This window comes from Psychrobacter sp. Ps3, assembly GCF_022129275.1.
Taxonomy (GTDB): Bacteria; Pseudomonadota; Gammaproteobacteria; order Pseudomonadales; family Moraxellaceae; genus Psychrobacter; species Psychrobacter submarinus.
On the sequence record NZ_JADQAL010000027.1, the window covers coordinates 1 to 25,128 of the forward strand.

17 protein-coding genes are annotated in these 25,128 nt (G+C 46.1%); 2 read left to right on the plus strand and 15 right to left on the minus strand.

Going from position 1 to position 25,128, the window contains the following annotated elements; all coding sequences use genetic code 11:
* Positions 1–127: 127 nt before the first annotated feature.
* The 3 genes from I3248_RS08945 to I3248_RS08955 all read right to left on the minus strand — a co-directional run bounded on the left by I3248_RS08945 (position 128) and on the right by I3248_RS08955 (position 3,146).
* A complete protein-coding gene (locus I3248_RS08945; protein WP_275949277.1) occupies positions 128–1,747 on the minus strand; it encodes an AbgT family transporter in 1,620 nt (539 codons plus the stop codon).
* A gap of 291 nt (positions 1,748–2,038) precedes the next feature.
* Complete coding sequence (locus I3248_RS08950; protein ID WP_025644901.1) at positions 2,039–2,302, minus strand: hypothetical protein; 264 nt, start codon at positions 2,300–2,302, stop codon at positions 2,039–2,041.
* A gap of 52 nt (positions 2,303–2,354) precedes the next feature.
* On the minus strand, positions 2,355–3,146 hold the full coding sequence (locus I3248_RS08955; protein WP_025644904.1) for a 3-oxoacyl-ACP reductase: 792 nt from the start codon (positions 3,144–3,146) through the stop codon (positions 2,355–2,357).
* Positions 3,147–3,388: 242 nt separating this feature from the next.
* Between I3248_RS08955 and I3248_RS08960 the strand changes: the two genes are divergently transcribed.
* Positions 3,389–4,534 carry an extracellular solute-binding protein gene (locus I3248_RS08960; protein WP_238063361.1) on the plus strand — a complete coding sequence of 382 codons (1,146 nt, stop codon included), beginning with the start codon at positions 3,389–3,391 and terminating at the stop codon, positions 4,532–4,534.
* Positions 4,535–4,626: 92 nt separating this feature from the next.
* Here the strand turns inward: I3248_RS08960 and I3248_RS08965 are convergent, their stop codons facing one another.
* The 11 genes from I3248_RS08965 to I3248_RS09015 all read right to left on the minus strand — a co-directional run bounded on the left by I3248_RS08965 (position 4,627) and on the right by I3248_RS09015 (position 21,567).
* The gene (locus I3248_RS08965; protein WP_025644908.1) at positions 4,627–5,838 is read right to left on the minus strand and encodes an FUSC family protein; all 1,212 of its coding nucleotides are present in this window, start codon (positions 5,836–5,838) and stop codon (positions 4,627–4,629) included.
* 205 nt (positions 5,839–6,043) lie between these two features.
* Positions 6,044–7,465: an FAD-dependent oxidoreductase gene (locus I3248_RS08970; protein WP_238063362.1), complete on the minus strand. Its 1,422-nt coding sequence runs from the start codon at positions 7,463–7,465 to the stop codon at positions 6,044–6,046.
* Between the two features lie 168 nt (positions 7,466–7,633).
* Complete coding sequence (gene gltB, locus I3248_RS08975) at positions 7,634–12,097, minus strand: glutamate synthase large subunit (protein WP_238063363.1); 4,464 nt, start codon at positions 12,095–12,097, stop codon at positions 7,634–7,636.
* A 588-nt stretch (positions 12,098–12,685) separates the two neighbouring features.
* Entirely contained in the window at positions 12,686–13,807 is a 1,122-nt protein-coding gene (locus I3248_RS08980; protein ID WP_238063364.1) for a hypothetical protein, read from the minus strand.
* 132 nt (positions 13,808–13,939) lie between these two features.
* Complete coding sequence (aroB, locus tag I3248_RS08985) at positions 13,940–15,076, minus strand: 3-dehydroquinate synthase (RefSeq protein ID WP_025644925.1); 1,137 nt, start codon at positions 15,074–15,076, stop codon at positions 13,940–13,942.
* 348 nt (positions 15,077–15,424) lie between these two features.
* Entirely contained in the window at positions 15,425–15,976 is a 552-nt protein-coding gene (gene aroK / locus I3248_RS08990; RefSeq protein WP_238063365.1) for a shikimate kinase AroK, read from the minus strand.
* A 214-nt stretch (positions 15,977–16,190) separates the two neighbouring features.
* The gene (pilQ, locus tag I3248_RS08995) at positions 16,191–18,578 is read right to left on the minus strand and encodes a type IV pilus secretin PilQ (protein WP_201558773.1); all 2,388 of its coding nucleotides are present in this window, start codon (positions 18,576–18,578) and stop codon (positions 16,191–16,193) included.
* 26 nt (positions 18,579–18,604) lie between these two features.
* A complete protein-coding gene (locus I3248_RS09000) occupies positions 18,605–19,135 on the minus strand; it encodes a pilus assembly protein PilP (protein WP_238063366.1) in 531 nt (176 codons plus the stop codon).
* Positions 19,128–19,844: a type 4a pilus biogenesis protein PilO gene (gene pilO / locus I3248_RS09005; protein WP_238063367.1), complete on the minus strand. Its 717-nt coding sequence runs from the start codon at positions 19,842–19,844 to the stop codon at positions 19,128–19,130. The genes I3248_RS09000 and pilO overlap by 8 nt, the downstream gene beginning before the upstream one ends.
* Positions 19,841–20,512: a PilN domain-containing protein gene (locus I3248_RS09010; protein ID WP_025644933.1), complete on the minus strand. Its 672-nt coding sequence runs from the start codon at positions 20,510–20,512 to the stop codon at positions 19,841–19,843. The genes pilO and I3248_RS09010 overlap by 4 nt, the downstream gene beginning before the upstream one ends.
* Positions 20,512–21,567 carry a pilus assembly protein PilM gene (locus I3248_RS09015; RefSeq protein ID WP_025644935.1) on the minus strand — a complete coding sequence of 352 codons (1,056 nt, stop codon included), beginning with the start codon at positions 21,565–21,567 and terminating at the stop codon, positions 20,512–20,514. The genes I3248_RS09010 and I3248_RS09015 overlap by 1 nt, the downstream gene beginning before the upstream one ends.
* Positions 21,568–21,753: 186 nt before the next feature.
* On the opposite strand from I3248_RS09015, the gene I3248_RS09020 reads away from it, so the two are divergent.
* Entirely contained in the window at positions 21,754–24,408 is a 2,655-nt protein-coding gene (locus I3248_RS09020) for a transglycosylase domain-containing protein (RefSeq protein WP_238063368.1), read from the plus strand.
* A gap of 129 nt (positions 24,409–24,537) precedes the next feature.
* Here I3248_RS09020 and I3248_RS09025 read toward each other — a convergent pair whose 3' ends face one another.
* Positions 24,538–25,065 (minus strand): DUF6586 family protein, encoded by a 528-nt coding sequence (locus I3248_RS09025; RefSeq protein WP_025644939.1) that lies wholly within the window; start codon positions 25,063–25,065, stop codon positions 24,538–24,540.
* Positions 25,066–25,128: the final 63 nt, after the last annotated feature.

The window sequence follows — 25,128 nt, forward strand, 5'->3', positions numbered from 1 at the left end:
ACAGAACTCAGTCCTTGGTATAAACTAAACCGTCCAACATTTGGGGGTCAGTTCATAACCTGACAAGGGTTTTTAGTGTTACACAGATAGCTATTGCCAATCCTGCTACCGTAACGATAAAACCAGCTTATCTAGCAGGATAGAATGTCTCTGCGCCAGGCCCAACAGGTAGACCCAGTACAAATACCCAAATCGAGAACAAAATAGTCCAACCAATCAAAAATGCCATCGAGTATGGTAGCATCATTGCCATTAAGGTTCCGACCCCAGTATCCTTTTTATAGCGAATAGCCACTGCCAAAATAAGACCAAAGTAGCTCATCATCGGCGTGATAATGTTAGTAGTTGAGTCGCCAATACGATATGCCGCCTGTATCATCTCCGGCGCGTAACCGGTGAGCATCAGCATAGGTACAAAGATAGGTGCTGTCACTGCCCACTGTGCTGATGCCGAGCCGAGCATAAGGTTGACCAGACCACAGATCAGGATAAAACCAACCAATAGCAGCGGTCCAGTTAGGCCAACATCACTTAAGAAAGTCGCGCCAGATACCGCCATTACCGAGCCTAAGTTTGACCATTTAAAGAAGGCGGTAAACTGTGCAGCAAAGAACACCAAAACGATATAGATGCTCAGTGAGCTCATCGAGTTACTCATGGCGTCGACGACGTCTTGGTTATTTTTGATACTGCCGGTAATCTTACCGTAGATATAACCGGGTATCGCAAAAAACACGAAGATAAAGACCACAATGCCTTTTAGAAATGGTGATCCTGATACTAGACCCGTCTCTGGGTTACGTAAGATACCGTCTGCAGGGATGATGGTCCATGCTAGCAATAAGCAGAATATGAGCATGCTGATACCGGCCCATAGTAGACCCTTTTTCTCAAGTGCGGAGACTTTTTCGATTTGCGTCTCGAGTACCGAAGCATCATCAGCATCTTTAGGGTTGTATTCTCCTAAGCTTGGCTCAACGATTTTTTCGGTGACAAAATAACCTAAACCACTGATCAAAAAGGTACTGGCGATCATAAAGTACCAGTTGGCTTCTGCCCCAACGATATAAGCTGGGTCAATGATACGCGCCGCTTCTTGGGTAATCCCTGATAATAAAGGATCCACTGTTCCTAATAATAGGTTAGCACTATAACCACCTGACACCCCAGCAAATGCTGCGGCTAGACCAGCTAATGGGTGCCTGCCTAATGAGTGGAAAATCACTGCTGCTAGTGGTATCAGTACTACATAACCCAGCTCAGATGCCGTGTTCGACATAATACCGGCGAATACCACGGTAAAGGTCACCATCTTTTTTGGGGCATTCATGACCAGACCTCGCAGTGCAGCCGATATCATGCCCGAGTGCTCAGCAATACCGACACCGAGTAAGGCGACTAGAACCGTACCTAGCGGCACAAAGCCTGTAAAATTAGTCACCAGATTTTCGACGATACGAGCCAAGCCCTCACCGTTTAATAAGTTGACGACTTCGATCATGCCGTCAGCGCTGCGGCCACTGGTGCCCTCTGGTCTTGGGTCAATGACTGATACGCCAAAGTACGACATGACGGCTGAGAGCAGCAATAACAGCACTGACATCCAAACGAATAAAATAACAGGATGCGGTAATAGATTACCGAGCCACTCGACCCCTTTTAAAAAACGCTGCATACGCGAACTGTGCGCGCTTGCCTCAAAATTATTATCTGGCGGATTGCCATTTGGTGAGCCATTTTCTTGCATAAAACACTATTCCTATCCTATGTTTGACCAGTATCAGAACTTAGTAAGACTCTAAGTTCTGAACAAAGTTTTGAATTTAATCATAATTTTGAAATGAAAACAAACTATTTTCATGGGATATAGAAACAATTAGTAATAAATAATATTGAAATGACTAGTAGCTAAAGAGTTAAGGTACAAAAGTAAAGGCCTATATAACTATAGGCCTTTAAAAATAAGCGCATCACAGAATTTTATCTAGTGAATAGTGACTTTACATTAATGATAGTAATATTAAATTACTCAGAAGCTTTAACTTCGTCCAACAACCAAATCATAAAGCCAACTGCCCAATTTATAACAAACGCCAATGACAACCACGAAAACCACAATTGCTAAAATGTAAGCCAAAAAGTCCGGTACACCCGTCATCCATCCAATCGTAAAGACCGTCCCTAAGTAAGCTTCCATTGGCCAATTAATAATAGGCGCAGAAGTACTCGCGTTAAGTAAGACTATTAAAGCGACTAGGCCAATTAAAGCCGTTATGATTCCTGCGCGTTTTTGGTTGTTCATATTATCTCTCTTATCTTAATGCTTTTATTATTATATTTATCCACCTCAAGCGCTAAGGCATGGTCAAGCCGCCATCGACGGCGATGGACTGACCGGTGATAGCGGCGCTCAAATCAGACGCCATCAGCAGTACAGAGTTAGCAAAGTTAGCAACTGAGGTGGCCTGACGCAGCGGCGTGGTGGTGGCGATATAGTCAAAGACTTCCTCAGTCGTGAGGCTACTAGCATCGGTGGTCTTTAACAGGCCGCCTGCTAATAGGTTCACGCGAATGCCGTGCGGACCAAGCTCGCTAGCTAGATTGCGCGTGAGCCCCACCAGCGCCGATTTGGCGGTCGTATAGTCGTAATAAGTCACTACAGGGTTATAGATCAGATTGGTGGAGATGTTGATAATTTTGCCCATTTGCTGCGCTTTCATCTGCGGCAACACCGCTTGTACGGTATTGACTGCGCCTTTGACGATACCGTCTATTTGCTGAGAAAAATGCGCCCACTGCACGGTCTCGATGCTAGTATTGTCAGCGCTAGGGTCAAACTGATACTGCGGCAGAGCATTGTTGACGAGCACATCAATACGGCTAAAACGTTCAATTACTGCTTGCGCCATTGCTTGCACTTGGGTCAAATCAGTGACATCGGCTTGATACGCGAAGGCTTGTCCGCCCGCGTCCTTAATCTTGGCAACGACTTGTTCAGCGGCGTCTTTGCTTTGTCGATAGTTGACACAAACTTTCGCGCCAGCCGCTGCCATTTGCTGAGCAATCTCGGCACCTAGGCCGCGACTACTCCCCGTAATGATCACGACTTTATCGGTAAGAAGTTTGGGTATAGTCGTCTGAGTCATGATTTTATCCTTTGTTATATTATAAAAGATTAATACTGCTCGTTTTATTGCTGCTGGTATAAATTTTAGCAATGATAGCATACCTAGCATTCTCTACACTGCGCATTAGATTAGCGGCTTTTGGGTTATCATCCTTTATTAGAGCGAGCGGATTTTGACAATGGCTTTTAAATCAGGCTAAATAGTAACTATAAAGATAGCAATAGACTTCACTGATTTATATTCACTTTAGGAGATATAATTTGAGCCAATCATTATATGGACTTTTTGCCAAACCTGCTACTCATCCAGTTAAGCGCACTTTTATGACAGCCGCACCAAAAGTACTACTGAGCGCGGCAATCGCTTTGGTGCTCGCTAGCTGTAGCAACGCTGATAATGCAGCAGTCGAAGATGCAGCCGATAGCGATGTGACGTTGAACCTCTATAACTGGTCAGAATATATGCCGCAAGAGATCTTGGACGGCTTTGAGGATGAGACTGGTATTTCGGTTAATTACACCACGTTTGACTCGAATGAGGCTATGTACGCCAAGCTCAAGCTGCTTGATGATTCAAGTCAGTATGATCTTGCCGTGCCTTCTACTTATTATGTCGAAAAAATGGCTAATGAAGGGTTACTACAAGAGATTGATCAATCAAAATTGAGCAACTTTGACAATCTAGATACCTCCTTTACCAATACTAAAGTCGATCCTGAGAATAAATACTCTATCCCTTATATGTGGGGCAGCACCGGTCTTGCGATCAACGGCGACGTGGTTGATCCAGCGACGGTGAATAGTTGGGATGATTTATGGCGTCCTGAGTACAAAAATCAGGTGATGCTGATGAATGATATGCGCGAAGTCTTCGGTATGGCGCTATTGACCCTTGGCTACTCTGGCAATAGCAGTAATCCTGAGGAGATTAAGGCCGCTTATGACAAGCTCACGACTATCATGCCAAATGTCAAAACCTTTAACTCAGACGCCACTCGTATCCCTTATATCGAGGGCGAAACCAACTTAGGAATGACATGGAATGGTGAGGCGGTGATGGCCAATGATGAGGGTCTCACCAGTTTGGTGTATAAGTACCCCACTGAGGGCGCAATTTTGTGGATGGATAATTTTGTGATTCCAAAGAACGCCAAAAACGTCGATGCCGCGCATCAGTTTATCGATTATCTCTTGCAGCCTGAAAACGCCAAAATCGTCAGCGAAGAGATTGGCTATGCGTCACCTAACATAGCCGCGCGTGAGCTGATGGATGAAAGCATTCGCAACAACCCAACGATTTACCCATCAAAAGAAGTACTGGCTAAAGCCGAGTTCCAAGAGGATGTCGGTGACGAGGCGCTGCAAGTATACCAGCAGTATTGGGATATGCTAAAAACCGGTCGTTAATAAACAAATAGGTCTAAAAAAAACGCTAGCTTTGAGAGTTAGCGTTTTTTTATGGGCTATGTGTGTGCAGCAAACAGCGCTTACAACTGTATCTATAAATGCAAGTCCGTCTCATGACCTTGTACTTCAATACGCTTTTGCTCACGGCGCTGATAGCGAAGACCAGACGCCGCAAACCACTGCGGTTTAGTCGTTTGTAACAAGTCGCTCAACTGTTGCAACTGGGTTTGCAAGGTTTGGGTCAACCAAAAGTATCCCTGCCACTCAAACGCTAAACGCTGCACGCTTGGATACTCTGAGACGGCAATACGCGTAATGGGGCGAAACACTTCATCACTGGGACTACGTAGCACCGCAGCCATATGCTGCATCGCTTGCGTCAACTCATGCTGATAATGAACCAATAAAACATGGTTTTCCTCATCGATTTCAATATTTGCCAAGCGCGGCGCAGCACTTAATAACAAATCAATGGTGCCAATGATATTGCGATGGGTACGTTGAATGGTCTCCAGTGTCTCTTTTTCGACCCCCGACTCACTTGCGGTCGCAGCGATATGTGGACGCACGGCCAGTAGGCGCTTATTGATCTGTTGTAATGTGGTGACCAACGCTCTATCAACAGGTACTTCTCCAGCTGAAAAAGCCACTGGATTTGATTTATGGGTCGTATTGCCCGCCGCTCCGTCCGCTGTATCAATATGATGGCCAACGCTTGCATACAAGCTGCTACAAGCATCAAGATTGCTACTCAATAGAAATCGCCACATCAGCGTTGATTTGAGCGGCAAAATGAGTGTGACTGCGACCGCCACGCCTGTCCCTAGCAAGATATTGAGCGCACGGTAAATGCCGTCTTGACCAATACTACTATTGCCTAGATCGGAGACAATCATTAACATCGTAATACCCGTCAGCAGCCCTGTGTAGCCAAGCTTACGAACGGCCAGATAGCCAATAATGCCGCTTAATATACCGATAAGTGCATAATCGATCCATAGCCATGCCCCTGCATTTTGATTGAACCACAACACCCCTAATGCTGTGCCAATACCTAGTAGCGTGCCCAGCACACGCTCTTTGGCTTTGGTATAGATAGCGCCTTGATACTGTAACAATCCTAAAATAATAAAAACCGTAATGGTGGTCCACTCACCATGCGGCAGGTTTGTGACTTTATTGACTAATAGCGCCAGTATGACAGCCACTCCCAGACGACAAGCATGTAACACATCTGCACGTTGATAACGAATGTAAGGCTCGATGAATGGAGCAGTAACACGCTGGTAAAAGGTTGATTTCACGCAAGGCTACTCTTTTTAGTGAATAAACGAGTTTTAGTGGATAAATGAGGTAAACGATAAAGCATATAGGGTACGCACAAACATGCTAGCAGTCGAGCCTTTATTTACCAAGCATCACTCAAAAAAAATGTCTTTTGTCTGATAAAAGACAAAAGACGTTTACATCACAAACCACTAATAAATCGTGGAATCTAAATCGAGGTAATTATACTTCTAAAAAGTCTAAGATACCTTCCGCCGCTTCTCGGCCTTCCCATATCGCGGTGACGACTAAATCAGAGCCGCGTACCATATCGCCGCCAGCAAAGATTTTGGGGTTACTGGTTTGGAATTTATAAGGCTGATCTTCAAGTGCCAACACCAGACCGTTCAGATCCATCTCAACCTCATAACCTTCAAACCAATCGGCAGGGCTTGGACGAAAGCCAAAGGCCATAATCACTGCATCGCACTCGATGATCTCTTCTGAGTTTTCTACTGGCTCAGGACGGCGGCGGCCACGATTATCCGGAGCACCTAATTGCGTGGTTACCACTTTGACACCATTGACCTTACCGTTCAATCCAATGATCTCTGTGGGCTGTCGATTAAACAAGAATTCAACGCCTTCCTCACGCGCATTCACCACTTCACGGCGCGAGCCTGGCATGTTTTCTTCGTCACGACGATAAGCGCAGACGACGCGCTCGGCACCTTGGCGAATGCTCGTACGGTTACAGTCCATCGCCGTATCGCCGCCACCAAGTACCACTACCTTTTTACCTTTTAGATCAATGTATTCAGATGGGTCTTTTTCCCAGTCGTTACAGCGATTGACGTTGGCAATTAAGTAATCTAACGCATCGTAGACGCCGTCTAACTCTTCGCCAGCGAAACCACCGCGCATATACGTATAGGTACCCATGCCCATAAATACCGCATCATAATCACTCACTAGCTCATCGATGCTGATATCACTGCCGACTTCGGTATTTAGACGAAATTCAATGCCCATATCTTCAAAGATAGTACGGCGATTGCGCATGACGTCCTTTTCCATTTTGAACTCAGGAATACCAAAGGTCAGTAGCCCGCCAATCTCAGGACGTTTGTCAAAGACGATAGGCTTGACGCCATTTCTAACTAAGATGTCAGCGCAGCCAAGACCTGCTGGCCCTGCACCGATAATCGCAACTTTTTTATCGGTCCAGACCACATCAGACATATCAGGACGCCAGCCTAAGGCAAAAGCGGTATCGTTAATATATTTTTCGACGTTACCGATAGTGACTGCGCCAAAACCGTCATTTAAGGTACAAGCGCCTTCACATAGGCGATCTTGTGGGCAGACGCGGCCGCAGACCTCAGGTAAAGTGTTGGTACGATGACATAATTCAGCCGCTTGAAAGATCTGCCCTTCAGTCGCAAGCTTTAGCCAATTAGGAATGTAGTTATGTACTGGGCACTTCCACTCACAATAAGGGTTACCGCATTCCAGACAGCGATGCGCTTGATTGGCCACCAGCTCGGTATCTTGAGGCGTGTAAATCTCTACAAACTCTGTGGCGCGAGTGACGATATCTTTTTTCAGTGGTTCAAGTCTAGGAATATCCAAAAACTGAAAACTATTTTCTAAACGTTTTGCCATAATCATAATCTCTTTGATAGTGGGTAGTGATGAGCGATAAAGACCAGTTTCTCAATACAGAATTAAGTCTTTAGAATATCGCAGCATCACGGACCTGCTGAAAGCCGCTGCGTTTATACAGCGCAGCGTTTCTGATACGCTACTGACATGCTACTCAAGTTACTCATGCTACTGCGGATCTGCCATCGTGGTATTGAGTAAGTTGGCAATACTTGCCGCCTTTGGCTTAACCAAATAAAACTTGCGCACGTAATAATCGAAATCTGCCAAGAGTGTCTGTCCCCAAGCGCTGCCGGTCTTAGCCACGTGGTTTTCAATCACTTGCTGCAAATAGATACGATGTACTTCGGTCTGCTCGCTAGAGATGCGGTTTAGATCGATCAGCTCATGGTTGCAACGATCAAAAAAGTCGCCTTCCATGTCGAGTACATAAGCAAAACCACCCGTCATACCAGCCCCAAAGTTAAGACCCGTACGTCCAAGAATCGTGACGATACCGCCCGTCATATATTCACAGCAATGGTCGCCTGTGCCTTCGATAACCGCATGCGCGCCAGAGTTACGAACACCAAAACGCTCACCTGCGGTCCCAGCAGCATATAACTTACCGCCCGTTGCTCCATATAGACAGGTATTACCGATGATGGCGGTTTCTTGTGCCGTAAAGTTTGACGCTTTCGGCGGATAAATGACAATCTCGCCGCCTGCCATGCCTTTACCGACATAGTCATTGGCATCGCCTTCAAGCTCGATATGCAGACCGCCTGCATTCCATACCCCCAAGCTCTGCCCTGCGGTCCCCGTCAAACGAAGCTTGATTGGCATATCACTCATGCCAAGATTGCCCCAATGCTCGGCAATCTCACCGGAGATACGCGCACCGATAGAGCGATCGCAGTTACCGACATAATAGCTATAGTCACCGCCTGTGCCTTGACGAATGGTAAGCATCATATCACTTATCATCTGCTCAGCGAGCAAGCCTTTATCGAACGGCTCGTTACGCTCCACCTGACAAGTCTGCGGCATACCGCTACTGGCTGGATGACTAAATAGTAGTGGCGTCAAATCAAGATGGCGCTGCTTAGCCGTATTGCCTTCTAAAATATCAAGCAAATCTGTACGCCCAACTAGCTCTTCCATACTGCGAACACCCAGTACAGCTAACCATTCACGCGTTTCAGTCGCCACAAACTTAAAGAAGTTAATGAGCATCTCCGCCTCACCGATGAAGTGCTCATCACGCAACTTGGATTTTTGGGTAGCAACGCCTGTTGGACAGTTGTTTAAATGACAGATACGTAGGTACTTACAACCAACCGCAATCATCGGCGTGGTACCAAAGCCAAAGCTCTCTGCGCCTAAGATAGCGGCTTTGACCACATCTAGACCCGTCTTGAGACCGCCGTCGGTTTGGATGCGGACTTTGTCACGTAGGCCATTGACGCGTAGAGATTGATGCGTCTCAGCCAGGCCCAGCTCCCACGGCGAGCCGGCATGATGGATAGACGTTAAGGGTGATGCCGCGGTACCACCATCATAGCCTGATATGGTAATCAGATCAGCATAAGCTTTGGCAACGCCCGTCGCAATCGTACCAACGCCTGGACGAGAAACGAGCTTTACCGAGACCAAAGCATCTGGATTGACTTGCTTAAGATCAAAGATAAGCTGAGCTAAATCTTCAATAGAATAAATATCATGGTGCGGCGGCGGCGAAATTAGCGTCACCCCCGGTACGGAGTAACGCAGACGCGCAATCAAAGCATTGACCTTGCCGCCTGGCAGCTGACCACCCTCACCCGGCTTAGCACCCTGCGCTACTTTAATCTGCATGACTTCAGCTGAGCGCAAATACGCAGGAGTTACGCCAAAACGACCAGAGGCAACTTGTTTAATCTTCGAGTTACGCAAGGTACCATAACGCACCGGATCTTCGCCGCCCTCACCTGAGTTTGAGCGCCCGCCAATCGTGTTCATTGCCATCGCTATGGACTCGTGCGCCTCAGGCGATAAAGCGCCTAATGACATACCCGCAGAGTCAAAGCGCGTCAAAATCTCAGAGATGTCTTCGACCTCATTAACATCGATGCTGTTGTCAGTTTTTAGTTGTAACAAGTCACGCAACGTCGCAACTGGGCGGCTATTTACGAGGTTGGCATAATTCTGGTAATTCTCATAATCACCCGTACGTACCGCCGTATGTAAGCTGTTAATCACGTCAGGATTGAAGGCATGATACTCTTTATTAAAGACAAATTTGAGCAAACCGCCTTGATCGAGCGGTGCACGGCGTTTAAAGGCATTGGCAGCAAGTACGGCTTGATCGGCAGCTAAGTCAGCAAAAGTCGCGCCTTTTATACGGCTTTGTACGCCTTTAAAGCACAGATTGACCACCTCTTCAGACAGGCCGACCGCTTCAAACAACTGCGCGCCGCGATACGATACAATCGTAGAGATACCCATCTTTGATAAGATTTTTAGCAGGCCTTTATCCAAACCTTTACGGAAATTGACGCGGGCTTGAATTGGGTCACCAAGCAACTCACCAGTCGCAACCAAGTCATCGATGACATCATATGCCAGATATGGATATACACAAGTTGCACCAAACCCGATCAATACAGCCACTTGATGCGAGTCACGAGCAAGACCTGTCTCAACGACTAGGTTGGCATCAGTACGGATGCCTTCTGCAATCAGGTAATGGTGCACGGCTCCTGTGACCATGATGGCATTGGCAGGCACTTTTTCTGCATCGATCTCTTTATCAGACAGTACGATCAAGGTATTGCCCGAACGGATGTTATCTGCCACTTCTTTGCAAATAGCAACGATAGCATCAGATAGCTCTAGAGTACGGTCATAGTTCAGATCGATACGAGCCATCTTGAATGCTGGATCATCCAACGTTTCAAGCTGCTGCATCTTGCTGGCTGACAAGACTGGTGATGACAAAATAATACGATGAGCATCTCTTGCTGATGGCGCAAACACATTGGTTTCAGCGCCTAGGCAAGTTTGTAGTGACATCACAATGGATTCACGTAGTGGATCGATTGGCGGGTTGGTCACCTGCGCGAACTGCTGACGGAAAAAATCACCGACATGGCGAATTTGCTGTGACAGTACTGCCATTGGCGTATCGTCACCCATCGAGCCTACTGGCTCTTGGCCATTCTCTGCATTGGGTCGAATGATTTCGGTACGCTCTTCATTGGTGATGTGATACATTTTTTGTAATGCTTTTAGCTTGTCACCGCGGCAAGCTTGCATTGCCAATGTTTCTTCTAAGCGCTCGTCATCACGAATACGGGTGGCCTCTTCACGTAGCCATTTGCGGTACGGATGTGCATTTTTCAATAACGTTGCAATGGCAGTCGTATCTAGAACCTGACCTGTCACTGTATCGATAACGAGCATTTGACCTGGGCCAACTCGACCTTTTGCCAATACATCTTGTGGTGAGTAGTCCCAAACCCCTACTTCCGATGCCACAGTGATATAGCCATTCTTAGTCGTTACCCAGCGCGATGGACGCAGACCGTTTCTATCGAGCATACAGACGGCATAACGGCCATCTTGAATGACAAGGCCAGCAGGACCATCCCATGCTTCCATGTGCTGCGAGTAAAACTCATAAAACGCTCGCAAATCCATGTCCATGCTATCGACGTTCTGCCATGCTGGTGGCACCAAAATTGACATCGCATGAAATAAGTTCATACCACCAGACATCAGTACTTCAAGCATATTATCTAAGCTTGATGAGTCAGAGCCTGTGGTATTTACAAGCGGCGTCAATTTATTTAGGTTCGGTAGTTTGTCTGATTTGAGCTTTGGTGTGCGAGCTTTAGACCAATTGCGGTTACCTGTAATGGTATTTAACTCACCATTATGAGCCAGATAGCGGAATGGCTGCGCAAGCGGCCAGCGCGGTAACGTATTGGTCGAAAAACGCTGATGGAAAACCACGATATGTGACGCCAAGCGCTCATCTTGTAAATCTAAGAAAAAGGCTGGTAAATCTGAAGGCATGACCAGACCTTTATAAATAATCGTCTGGCAGCTCAACGAGCACACGTAAAACAATTCATCATCGATCAGACGCTGCTCGGCTTTTTTGCGAGCGACAAACAGCTTACGGTTAAAGTCATCTGCAGCTAGATCATCATCAGCATTGACGAATACTTGCTTAAAATCAGGCAGCGTCTCACGGCCAATATCACCGACGATACTCAGATCTAACGGTACTTCGCGCCAGCCAGCTACTTCTAACCCTTGTGCAGTAATCTCTTCGTTTAACACCTGCTGGCTATGAGCGGCCTTTTCACTATCTAAATGAGTAAACACCATGCCGACAGCAAAGTTGTCAGTGATAGACAGCTCCTGCTCAGAAGCGATAGTTTGAAAAAACGCTTTTGGCGTCGCTAGCAATAAGCCGCAGCCATCGCCAGTCTTGCCATCTGCTGCTACACCGCCGCGATGGGTCATACAGCTGAGACTATGAATAGCGGTCTTGACTAAGTCGTGACTGGCTTGTCCCTCAATGTGAGCAATCAAACCAAAACCACAGTTATCAGAGAAATCATCTGGAGTCGCTAGATGGCTATGCGAGGAGATCATTGACATGGTTTATCCTTTTGGGTGAACGGGCGCTTGGTATCCAATGCGAACATTAAACGCAGCATTGCAAGTAAAATGCAATTAAAATAAAATTTACTAAACTTTATGCTAATATATTCATTTAAGCGGATTAATAGAGCCCGTGATGAACGGCTAAAACTGCACCAGATGCCTAAAATTATTTAAGCAAGACTTTATAAGAGCGTCAATTCAACGCTCGTCTTATCGACGACTTATCCTTAAGTAGTAAATTAATTATTTTTTGCCATAGCAAATAACCAGACGGTTAGAGCTATGATTGAGTTATAACAACCATTTGAGGTGACAGCTACTAAGGCTGGTATATCCCTTACAATAACTGACTTATTATAAAGCTGACGATATACCTAGAGTCGTTATCTTATCTTTCATGAGTAAGATAACGTTTATACCTGGCATTGATTTGTACAAAGAGTAGCAAGTTTACGATAATTGTACAAATCAGCGCAGGTACTCATCATAGATAATATTTAAGCAAAAATCTAGTTATTTATGTGACCTATTCCGCTTACCTCTATCATGAGTTTTTGTAGTTAAAAAAGTGAGCTGCTCCGCTTAATTCGTTCTTTCCTGAATGAGCTCTTTCATGCTGTCGTTACTATTTGCTGTATTACTCGCGGCATCATTTGCGGTGTTAGCCGGTTTAGGCGTGGCATTATTGTTATTGTTGTTGTTCGTTTTCGGCGGAGCGCTCGTATCCTTATCAATAGGCGGTTTCGGCGCGGTGACTACCGGTGGTTTTTTGACTTCAGCGTCCGTATTACGGGTATTACTTGGTATTTGAGCGATGTTTTCATTATCAGAGTCAATTGAGCGCTGTTCATTGACAGATAAAGTCGCTGAAGTATCCTCGGACTGACGAATACTCTCTTTTTGACTATTTGCAGCTGCATCGTTTTGGGCATTTGCCATATTACGCTCTGCTCTTTGCTTGATAGTATCAGCAGAAATACTATCCTCTGTAGCAGCGTTATCATTATCATTAGTTGTTGGCTGTTGACGTACTGGCACTTCACGCTGGGTACGTTTTAGCTTAACGGAACGAGCGCGTCTGCTGCTCAGATCTTTTATTGGTTCTGGACGCTCGTAGTTATCAATAATACTGACGTAGCGGTTGATCTCCTCTGGTAATACTCGTACATCAGCTGGTAGCCCAAAGTCTATAAGCTTAGCAGCGCCTACGGCTTCTTGCGGACTGCTCATAATGCCATAAGTCAACATATAGCGTACTTTATTGTTTTCATCACGATAACGAAAATAGGCAAACTTGTCACGATCTTTACGGCTTTCTAAATAGCTGACGATGACGTCGTTTTCGGCCACATTCATCACTTGTACCGTCCACTTACCTTTGTTCGCTGATAAGTAACGCTTATCCTTAAACTCATCAGGATAATTACGCAAATCACGGACCGTTGCCTCAAAGTCGATAGGCTGTACATCGGTATCAAGCTCATGTAAGGACTCGATGGATAATGGCTGTTTGAGCTCATTTGCGGTGACTTGCGGCGTTGACAGCGGCGCATTCTCAATTTGAGCACCGATGGCAGATGTCTGACTAAACATCCAAACCAATGCAGTCACTACTCCGAGTAACAACGCCATCATCAGCCATAAAAGCGCTTGGCGACGATAGGATCGGCTCGCAGGAGATGTCGATGCGCGCGATTGTGCCATGAAGAATTTCCTTGGTAATATAGGTTGTCAATATAAGTATCGACACTAACAATGAATAAATACAAAAGACAATAGACTAGAAATCTCTAAAAAGTCATAAATATCAGTCATCTATAATAACAGTATACCGCTTTATGGATTAGATTGGGATAAAACCTCTATCAATAGCTTCTCATCGAAATCATCGGTCAATATCCCCTCGCCTAGTGATTTGAGTAAAATCAGCCGAATCTTGCCGCCTTTGACTTTTTTATCATGACCCATCAGGTCAAGAGCGGTTGCCGCTGAGATAGCAGGCGGAGTAATAGGGAGGTTGGCAAGCGTTAAGATATGTTTTATCCGATCGGTGTCATTCTGAGTCAGCCAGCCAAGCTTTTGTGACATCATTGCCGCTTGTACCATACCAGCAGCCACTGCCTCTCCGTGCAACCATTCGCCATAGCCCTCATGCGTCTCGATCACATGACCAAAGGTATGACCAAAGTTCAATAATGCTCTGACGCCTGACTCTCTCTCATCTTGCGCGACCACTTGCGCTTTATAGGCACAGCAGCGCTTAACCGCTACAGCAAGCACTTCTAGATCAAGCGCCATCATGGCCGGCAGATTATGCTCAAGCCAAGTCAAAAACGCTTCATCCATAATCAGCGCGTACTTAATCACCTCGGCGATACCTGCTGACAGCTCGCGCGCGGGCAAAGTCTGCAAAGTATTCATATCAGCCAGTACCATCTGCGGCTGCCAAAACGCGCCAATCATGTTTTTGCCTTGCGGATGATTGATACCGGTCTTACCGCCCACGCTCGAATCCACTTGTGCCAACAAAGTCGTCGGGATCTGAATAAAATTGACGCCGCGCATAAAGCTTGCTGCAGCAAAACCTGTCATATCGCCAATCACGCCGCCGCCAAGCGCAAGTAAAGTCACGTCACGGTTGAAATGCTGCGCCATGAGTGCATCGTATATTTTATTGATATGATCTTGATTTTTATACTGCTCACCATCGGGTAGCACGCAGACGGCTACCTGAAAATCAGTAGATAATTGCTGCTGTAAAGGCTGCAAGTACAAAGGCGCGACAGTCTCATTCGTGACGATTAACACTTGCTTGCCCGTAATATACGGTGCGACGCGCTGCGCCATAGTGCTTACCTTGTTACTGTCACTCGCGGCATCTTCGCTATCGCTACAACTTGCGGTAATAATAATAGGATAATCATGGCTTTGGGTTTGTACTGTCAAACTATCATCGAACAGGGGCTTTGCCATACCGGCTTCCTATGTAAAAATCTAGACGCTGTTTTTTATTGAATATCGACGTTGTTAAGTGGCGGCATATCTAGACTGAGGCTTATTTTCTGCAACACAGCTTTTGCAACACATTTTCTGTACCACTCTTTGCAACACCCTTTCAACACATCTTCGGCAACTTGGTGTGAGTTATAGTTAGCTGAATGTAAAACTGTTATGGATTTAAACGCGCTACTGGTATAAATTTTACTTGCGTGCTGCGTTCCCAGAGGCTGCGCAAAATTCATCCCAGTAGCGCTATGACATTTTTAGAGTGTATCGACTATACAACGGTAGTTACGGCTTATAAACGCAATATCGCGAGTATTAAGGCGTGTTGTCGCCCTGCGTTGTAGCAATAAACCGTTCTAGCTGCTGCAATAGCTGATTGACCATATGCCGCGGATAAGTGTGCCCAGTCGGCAAAATAATATGAGCCACTTGTCGATATAATGGATCACGGACTTGATATAAATTTTGTAGGATTTGTTTGGGGTTCGGCTGTTGTAATAGCGGGCGCGACTTATCTTTGGCCGTGCGCGCCATTTGCACCTCAACTGGTGCATTCAGATAAACCACGATACCGCGCTGATGCAAAAACTCTCGGTTATCATGACTCATGACCGCACCGCCACCAGTGGCTAATACGATTTGGGGCTTTTGGGTGAGCTCATTAATAGCGCGAGTTTCACGCTCACGAAAGCCGGCTTCGCCCTCTTTGGCAAATATCCAAGCAATATCCGCGCCGGTTTGGGACTCAATATACCAGTCGCTATCAACAAACTCACGCCCTAGCTGTTTGGCAAGCAGACGGCCAATTGTGGTCTTTCCTGCACCCATCGGCCCGACTATAAATACCGACGGTAATTCCTCCAACATAACACTTACTCAGCTAAATTAACTATCATACAACGTCATCGATAATCTGGCTAGTAATCAACCTTGATATTAACAGCAAAAATTTTATTAAGCCTTTTTGAGCATCATTAAGACACAAAAAAGCAAGCACTTAGGCTTGCTTTTCTTCGCGTTAAAATTGGACGATTTATAAAATAAAAACCGCTTAACTTTTATGGTTACAGGATTAACCGGGTTAGTCCAAACGACTGATGCCATCGTTGATAAGCTTTGGTGTCACAAATATCAGCAGCTCTTCTTTATTATTACTCCGTACATCGCGGCGGAAAGCGCGGCCGATATAAGGTAGATCGCCTAAGAACGGTACTTTATCCACGCCGTTGTTAGTACGGTTTCTAAACACGCCGCCTAAGACAATGGTCTGTCCATCTTCGACGATGACATTGGTTGAAATCGAATCTTCATTGATAGCGACATCGCCATTGATAATGGTTGGCGTCCCGTTAGTAATAAGAAGCTGCAAGCCAATTTTACCATCAGGGGTAATGTTCGGCGTGGCCTCAAGGCTAAGCGCCGCTTCTCTAAAGCTAGTAGACGTTGCACCACTAGCCGCTGCTTCTTGATAAGGGATCTGCGTACCTGAGGAGACTTTGGCAGTTTGCTTATCCGCAGTCAAAATCTTCGGCGTAGAGATGACCTCCCCGCGATTATCGGCTTGCAAGGCAGAGAGCTCAAGATCTAGCATCACATCGGATAAGCTAAGCAGACCAAAAGCGATACTGCCAGCCGCCGGATTAGTCACTCCCAAGTCGACACTCAAATTATCAGGGCTACTAATATCATAGCTCGGATAAGACACAGTCTGACCATTGACCGTCGTGGTCTCGATGTCAAAATCTTTTAAGTCCGCTAACGTCTGATTGCTACCGCCCACCAGTAAACTGCGATTGGTTGCCGCGCCGCTAGATAAGATACCCCAACGCACGCCAATCTCTTTACTAAAAGTATCAGTTGCACTAACGATACGCGCCTCGATCATCACTTGGCGTACCGGAATATCGATTTTGGTAATCAGCTCGCGAATATTCTCAATGCTATCAGCGACGTCTTTGACAATCAAAGTATTGGTACGCTCATCGATAGTGACGGTGCCGCGATTAGACAATAGAGTATTATTATCTTCAATGTTAGCCGCATTACCAGTACCAAGAAGACCACTATTGTTATTGGCCGGCCCACTGCCCTCAGAGATAAGATTTAACACATCCTCCGCTCTAGCATAGCTTAGACGAATATACTCCGTGCGTAGCGGTGAAAAAGAGTCGACCGCGCGCTGCGCTTGTAGCTCATCTGCCTCTTGCTGAGCCAGCTCCGTCGCTGGTGCTACTAAGATGACATTACCGTTTTCACGCTTACCTAGGTTTTTGCTTTTTAGAATAATATCGAGCGCTTGATCCCAAGGTACATTGATAAGGCGCAGGGTGATATTACCCGCGACTGAATCACTAGCAACAATGTTCATATTAGTGAACTGCGCTAAAATATCAAGCACACTACGAATCTCAACGTCTTGGAACTCCATAGACAGCGCTTCACCAGTATAGACTTTTTCTTCTAGCGTCGGCTCACGTAGTAGCTCAGGCTCAGAGATGCTGATATTTAACTGCGCGCCTGATTGATACGCTTGATATTCGTAGTCACCATTCATATTGATAGTGATAATACCGGTCTGACCTTGGTTTTTGGTATCGACACTCGCGACTAAGCCGCTATTGATATTGAGACGGCGCAGCAGGTTTCTAGGTACGGTACTGCCCGTCAAGCGTACGACAAGCTTATTGCCTTGGCGCTGTACATCAACCGGAATAGCTTCATTGGCTAAAGTGATACTGACATTACCGCCGCCGCCGCTGCCGGCTGCAAAGTTCAAGGCCGTCAAACCATCATAGCTGTATTGACGACTCACTTGCGAGGAAGCAAGATTGGGGTCTAATAAAGGATTGACTCTGACCACCATAGTATCAGCCGGTACTTGCGGTTTTGTCGGTGCTTGCCGCACTACCACTGGCGCGGCTACGACGTTATCAGTCGCTACGACATTGGTCGCTACTACTGGGCTGTCGATAGGCGTGGTGGTGATGATTGCTGATTGGTTATTGAGCACATCAGCGACCGGATCATTGGTAATGACTTGGCGTGCAGGATCATTGATCGTCAATAGCAGATCGTTACCTTCTATTGCGGTAGTATAATCACCGCTTTTTTTCAGCCCAACAATAAGGCGCGTCGTACTGTCATTACTCAAAGTCGTAATATCGTTGACTATGCCCACATTATAATCGTTGAAGCGGCTCGCCAAACCGTTTTGGACTTGTTCAAAGTCTAAGACTAAACGGCTAGGGTTATCGAGCTGATAAGCTGCCGGTACGTTTGGCGTCTCATTGAACCCCAAACGCAGCTGCGTTACTGCTGGCGCCGTCTGCACAACAGACACCTCATTGATACGCTGCACCGCATGAGCGTTGCTCATAATAGCGGTCATGCCCAAAGCGAACACAGGAGCGGCGAAAGTAGAGGAAACACGACTACTTATCGTCCTTGCCTTATTGTTACGTACGGTCATTACTTATTCCTCAAAAATCTACCATCTTAATTTATAGGAGAGACCAGCGACTGTGGTCTTTCAATAAACCCGGCGCGGCTGTCTGGTACAATTTCAATTAGATTAATCTGCGTGGGCGTAATCTCAACAATACGGCCATCATTGAGTCCAAGATAATCACCTACCTTTACACTAGCGACTGACCCATCTGGACGCTGGACTAAAGCGTACTCTTGTCCTTCAGGAGAAATCACAACGCCGCGAAAAGTCAGCTGAGCGATTTCATATTGCTCTAAAGGTTGTTTGATACGGTTAATATCAGGGCGTATGCCGTCGATAGCCGTGGTCGGTCGTTGTATATTCACCAAACTTGGTGGTAAAAAAGGACTGCGTAGACTGCTTGCGCTATAGACAAAGTCTTCTACTAGTGACACTTTAGGCGTCGGTTCAACCTCTTGTGCCTGTGACGCTCGTATGTCTTGCATGGCTTGCTCAGCTAGACCGATTCTATCGGCACAGCCATTGAGCAAAAGCGTCGTCATCGTTAAAAGCATAAGGCTGGGTAGCGGCTTAATCATCAGCAGCCTCCTCATCAGGCGTCACTTCTTTTGAGCGATAGGTCTTGGTCTGTAAGATCAAATTCAGCTCCGGAATGGCTTCTAAAGTGGGCTGTGGATTACTCACCTCAAAGTCATGCATAGTAATGATACGCGGCAGGGCAGCAAGACCACTGATAAAACTGCCAAACTGATGATACTCGCCCAAAGCAGCAATACGAATAGGCTGCTCGATAAAAAACTCATTCTCAATCTCAGGCTCAACAGAGATATCTTGGAAGCGGATATTACTGCCCACTCCCGTCATATTGATACCTTCTACCAATTCAGAAACCCGAGTCTCTTTAGGGAGCTGATCAAGCAAAGTATTAAACTCTATATCCATTTGCGCCACTTGCGCTTTATAAGTGTTTAAATGCCGTGCTCGTGACTCTTTTTGACGATAGGTCTCAAGTAAGGTTTGCTGCTCACTTTCGCTGGCCTTAATCTCATCGATTTTACTACTAATCGGTAACGCCCAAGCCATAGCAGCAATGAAGACGACAATTAACAATAACACGGTCACTTTAACTGGTAGCGGCCAACTGCCAGAGTTTTGGGTATCTAGCGACTCAAAGCTACGACGAAAATCATTGAAGTCGAATGATTTTTTTGGCAGGGTCAATGGGCCTTGCGCTTTGATTGCGCTTTTTTTGGTTTTTATGAGGCTTTTTTTGCGGAGTGGACTCATAAAGTACCTCCAGAGCCATTAGCACTAGCGGCGATCTCTGCTGACTGGGTAGGCTCAGTTAATGAGGACTGCACTTGAGTGGTTACTACAAACTGCACGTAACTGTCCTCAGGGTATATAGGTCGAGGCCGCTCACCGTTAGTAGGTGCTCGATTTAAGGTCGCTTCTGCCTCGTAGGCACTAATATTTTGCTGAATATTACGTACGGCGGAGTTTTCCATCCACAAGCTGTCGTCCAAATTACGAATTAAGCTTGAGACTACGTTTGGGTTGTCCGCTAGGCCGGTAAAGGTAAGTAGGTCACCCTCACGCTTTAGATTATTCAGATAAAGCGCTGGAGGCATCGCCTTTGCTACATCGTCCCATAAACGCACTGGAATTGGGCGTCGTCCCTGCAAGTCTTGGATAACTTGCATACGCGAGATAATATCTTCTCGGCGCTGCTCAAGCGTATCTATCTCCGCAAGTACCGTATCCAAACGATTGTTTTCTTGCATGATGCGATCATTGGCGTCACGCTGCTCTTCGAGCTCATTATTAAAATAGCTCCAAGTCGCAAACGCGGACAACAATGCCAGCAGCGTCACTGCAGCAACTAGCGTCAAAAACTCTTTATTGCGGCGGGCGCGTTCCTCAGAACGCCATGGTAGTAGGTTAATACGAGCCATTAGTTAAAGCTCCTAAGCGCAAGCCCACAAGCCGCCATTAGACTTGGAGCATCGATAGCCAACTGCTCGCTGTCAATATAAGGGCTGATAGTCATATTAATAAATGGATCGGCGACGGTAACGCCGATATTTAGTTTTTGCTGGATCATGCCGGCAAGACCGGGTATAGAGCTACTACCGCCCGCGAGCACAATATGATCAATGTGGTCATATTGACTTGAGGAAAAATAAAACTGTAGCGATCGAGTGATTTGTTGTACCGTACTTTCCATAAACGGCGTGAGCACTTCTGGATAATAATCATCAGGCAACATACGCTCATGCTTATTAACCATCGCCTCTTCATAAGACAACCCGTAGCGCTCTTGGATGGCTTCTGTGAGCTGCAAACCGCCAAATAACTGCTCGCGGCTATAGATAAATTTATCGTTTTTAGCGATATATAAGGTCGTTTGATGATGGCCAATATCGATAACAGCGACCAATTCTGGCATATTTGGTAAATTATCTGCCATCATCTGAAAAGCTCTTTCGATAGCGTGCGACTCTATATCCATAACTTTGGTTTTTAGACCACCAAAGGCCAAGGCGTCTACCCGCTGATCTACGTTCTCAGAGCGTGAAGCTGCTAGCAAGACTTGCACCATCGTGTCATCAACGACAGAAGGCCCTAGCACTTCAAAGTCCAGATTGACTTCATCTAAAGGATAAGGAATATACTGATCTGCATCGAGACGGATTTGTGCTTCGCGTTCAACATCGCTTAAAGTAGCATCCATATCGATAATCTTAGTAATGACCGACGAGCCTGAGACCGCGGTTGCAGCATCATGGCCTGCAACTCGGTTTTGGCGCGCTAAGCTTGCAATCGTGTCACCAGCCGCTTCAGTATCGACAATCAGCTTATCAACGACTATCCCTGGCGGTAATCTTTCGATACCATAAGACTTGAGATGATAAACGCCTTGCTGCCGAGTTATGTCAACTAGCTTTACTGAAGTTGCACAAATATCTACTCCGATTAAACTCTGATGCTTAGAAGAAAGTAGCTTCACAGACCCTACACCTTATATAGAATATAGATTACAAAGGTTTTGTAATCATGGAATACAATACGTTACTTAATAGACATATTCAAGTAATTAAAAACTTTTCTCAGAGAATTACACATTTCATGCGAACCTAGCTTTGGGTTCAATGTATAATAATGACCGTTCACTCTCTTAATTGATAAGCTTATTATGCCCAAAAAAAATGCCACCGTCCGTCTTATCCATTACTTGGTGGGGCTTTTTATTGCCTTTTTAGCGCTAGTCATTATCTTAGCGCTCGCCGTTCCTATTGGCTTTTATGGCATGGCAATGTACTTATCACCTACCCTACCTAGTATCCAAGAGATTAAAAGGGCAAATTTGGAGATGCCTTTACAGATCTATAGCCGTGATGACAAACTCATCGGTCAGTATGGCAACCGCTTATCTTTGCCGGTGACTTATGAAGAGATTCCTGAAGGGCTGACGAACGCCTTTTTAGCTGCTGAAGACGCTTCATTTTTTCAGCATAGCGGCATTAGTATTAAGGGTTTAGGACGAGCGGTCACCGAAGTGGTCACTGACGACGAGGGCCAAACAGGGGGCTCGACGATTACTATGCAGGTGGCTAAGAATTACTTTTTGACGCCTGAGCGTACCTTGAATCGTAAGTTAACAGAGCTATTTGTCGCCAGAAAGATGGAAGACGAGCTCACTAAAAATGAAATTCTCACTTTATATGTGAATAAAATCTATTTGGGTGAAGGCGCTTATGGTATCCGCGCCGCTGCTAAAAAGTATTATAGTAAGTCACTTGAGAGCTTAACCGTCGCAGAGATGGCGATGCTAGCTGGCCTTCCAAAAGCTCCTTCTAAATACAACCCAGTCGCCAATCCTGAGCGTGCCCTTATTCGCCGTAACTGGATTATCAAACGTATGCACGAGCTTGGCTATATCGATCAAGCGCAATATGATGAAGCTATCGACTCGCCAATCGGCTTGAATTTATATCAAGAAAAACTCGATGTTAATATGCCTTATTTGGCAGAGATGGCGCGCTATGCTTTAGTCAATCGTTATGGAGATCAAGTAGTCAATGGCGGCTGGCGGGTGCGCTTAACCGTTGATAGCCAAGCGCAGCAAGCTGCCGAAGCGGCTGTCCTCAAAGGACTTATTGCCTATGATCATCGTCACGGCTGGCGCGGCGCTGAGGCGAACGATGAACCTCTTGAAGACTTTAACCGCTATGGCAGTATGTATCCTGCGAAGGTGACCACTGTCAACTCACGCAGCTTTGAAGCACTGATGCAATCAGGTGAGACGGTCACCGTAAACTGGTCTGGTATGAGCTGGGCAAAGAAGTTCATCTCAGCCGATCGCTTCGGCAATCTACCTAGTAACGCCTCCCAAATCGTCAGTGAAAAAGACATCGTTCGCTTAATAAAAACCGATAACGATAATTGGCAATTGGCACAGATTCCAGATGTCCAAGGCAGCTTAGTATCGCTAGACCCAGAGACAGGCGCGGTAAACGCTTTGGTAGGTGGTTTTGACTTTAAGCACAGTAAATTCAACCGCGCCCTGCAAGGATGGCGTCAACCGGGCTCAACAATTAAGCCACTGATTTATACCACCGCCTTAGAAAAAGGCTATCATCCAGATAGCATCATCTCAGATCGTCCCATTCAAGTCGGCGATTGGAAGCCTAAAAACTCTGATCAGCGCTTCTTAGGTGATATCACTTTACGCCGCGGACTTTATCTGTCTCGTAACTTAGTCTCTATTCGCTTACTACAAGCAGTAGGCACCTCAGATGCTCGTGATCTGTTAGACCAGTTCGGTCTTGATAAAGAGAAACTACCGACTACACTGTCATTAGCGCTCGGTACGGGTCAAGCTACCCCGTTACAAATGGCTACCGCGTACGCGACCTTTGCGAATGGCGGTCATCGTATACAGCCTTATTTTATTGAGCAAATTTATAACTACGATAATGAGCTGTTGTTTCAAGCCAATCCGCAGCAAGCGTGTGCGCTTTGTTTCAATGAGCAGCTTGAAGCTCGTAACCAACAACTGATTGAAGATGCCCAAACGCCTACTGAGCAAGAAACAGAGGACGAGCAAACGGAAGATACCATAAGCGAAGACGACGCTGTTGAGAATGAGTCAGACGCTCAGAATGATGATGCTAATAACCGTGATATGAGTATTTATGATGCAAATCCGCTGACAGATCGTCTGCAAGCTCCTGTAGTGCAGTATGTAACGGCCACCCAAGCGCCGCGAATCCTCAAACCTAGAGTGGCTTACGAGATGGCCGACATCTTACGAGATGTAGTTCAGCGCGGTACTGCCGTTCGCGCTCGAGCACTTGGACGCGAGGATATTGGGGGCAAGACCGGTACGACTAACGAAGCCAAAGACGCTTGGTTTGCAGGCTTTCATCCTACCAACGCTACTGTCGTTTGGATGGGTTTTGATCAGCCCTCAACCCTTGGTCGCCGCGAGTATGGCGGAGTTGCTGCCCTACCCGTATGGATGGACTTTATGAGAGCGCAGTTAAAAGACGTTCCTTTTGAATGGGTGTCGCTTGATAATAAATCTAAATCTAAAAAGCAAAGCCAGCGTATTATCGAGATGAACGATGATGGCGTTGTCACTACTAATGACAGCGATGAGGACGACTCAAGCAATTTAGAGACTGCTGCCAACCAACCGGTTAAAACTAAAATTCAGCAACGTAAGCCTCCTGAACCTGAACCAGAGCCTGTAGTGCAGTCAACAGCTTCTGATAATAGCGATAGTGCGTCACAAAATCCATTACCCGTAACGCCAGCAGAACGTATGCCCGCGATGCCAGAATAAGACTCTATAGTTATAAATATAGCTATAAAGCTCCATTTAGGACAAATTCAATAAAGCATTAAAAAGGCGGTTCACTGCAGTGGACCGCCTTTTTGATAGGCAAGCGCTTCCCATACTTTCAATACTGATTTAATACTCGACCATGCCGCCCCGTAGCTGTTCAATCAAATCTAAAAACTGACTGCGCCATTCTCGAATAGTTGACTCATCAGGCAGCCACTGGTTGGACAATGTCACCACGTTAACGATCAAATCTTGCGATTGTTTTGAGCCCTCAGCAGGATGAGCACTTATTTGTTGATCCGACAATACAGCATAGAGACAGCGCTGATAAGCTCGCTCTATATTGGCTAAAAACCCATGCTCTAATAGTTGCTGTAAGCGCATGACCTCAGGTGAGACCTGCGTGCGCTCGCTAAGCGCTTGCTCTATAGCCAGTAGCGTTGGCTCATTCATCTCTAAACTATAAAACTGCGAAAGCTCCTGCATAAAGGCTAAAAAGCTACCATATAAATGAAAAATAGCAGTTTCACAGTGCGCTTGGTACAGCTGTTTATCGCTACTGTTATCTGCCGCTTGGCAAGCTAAGCGGCAAAAATAAAGCTTTTGGTTGGTACGGTCAGCATGGTATTTGGCTACGCGAGTTTTACCGGCCATAAGCAGGTTGTCCTTTTATTACGAATCAGTTAAAAAACTACAATGCTTTTAAGTGTACTATCT

Coding starts and splice junctions, on each gene's coding strand:
- I3248_RS08945 (WP_275949277.1), bottom strand. CDS start 1,747: ATGCAAGAAAATGGCTCACCAAATGGCAATCCGCCAGATAATAATTTT.
- I3248_RS08950 (WP_025644901.1), bottom strand. CDS start 2,302: ATGAACAACCAAAAACGCGCAGGAATCATAACGGCTTTAATTGGCCTA.
- I3248_RS08955 (WP_025644904.1), bottom strand. CDS start 3,146: ATGACTCAGACGACTATACCCAAACTTCTTACCGATAAAGTCGTGATC.
- I3248_RS08970 (WP_238063362.1), bottom strand. CDS start 7,465: ATGGCAAAACGTTTAGAAAATAGTTTTCAGTTTTTGGATATTCCTAGA.
- gltB (WP_238063363.1), bottom strand. CDS start 12,097: ATGTCAATGATCTCCTCGCATAGCCATCTAGCGACTCCAGATGATTTC.
- I3248_RS08980 (WP_238063364.1), bottom strand. CDS start 13,807: ATGGCACAATCGCGCGCATCGACATCTCCTGCGAGCCGATCCTATCGT.
- aroB (WP_025644925.1), bottom strand. CDS start 15,076: ATGGCAAAGCCCCTGTTCGATGATAGTTTGACAGTACAAACCCAAAGC.
- aroK (WP_238063365.1), bottom strand. CDS start 15,976: ATGTTGGAGGAATTACCGTCGGTATTTATAGTCGGGCCGATGGGTGCA.
- pilQ (WP_201558773.1), bottom strand. CDS start 18,578: ATGACCGTACGTAACAATAAGGCAAGGACGATAAGTAGTCGTGTTTCC.
- I3248_RS09000 (WP_238063366.1), bottom strand. CDS start 19,135: ATGATTAAGCCGCTACCCAGCCTTATGCTTTTAACGATGACGACGCTT.
- pilO (WP_238063367.1), bottom strand. CDS start 19,844: ATGAGTCCACTCCGCAAAAAAAGCCTCATAAAAACCAAAAAAAGCGCA.
- I3248_RS09010 (WP_025644933.1), bottom strand. CDS start 20,512: ATGGCTCGTATTAACCTACTACCATGGCGTTCTGAGGAACGCGCCCGC.
- I3248_RS09020 (WP_238063368.1), top strand. CDS start 21,754: ATGCCCAAAAAAAATGCCACCGTCCGTCTTATCCATTACTTGGTGGGG.
- I3248_RS09025 (WP_025644939.1), bottom strand. CDS start 25,065: ATGGCCGGTAAAACTCGCGTAGCCAAATACCATGCTGACCGTACCAAC.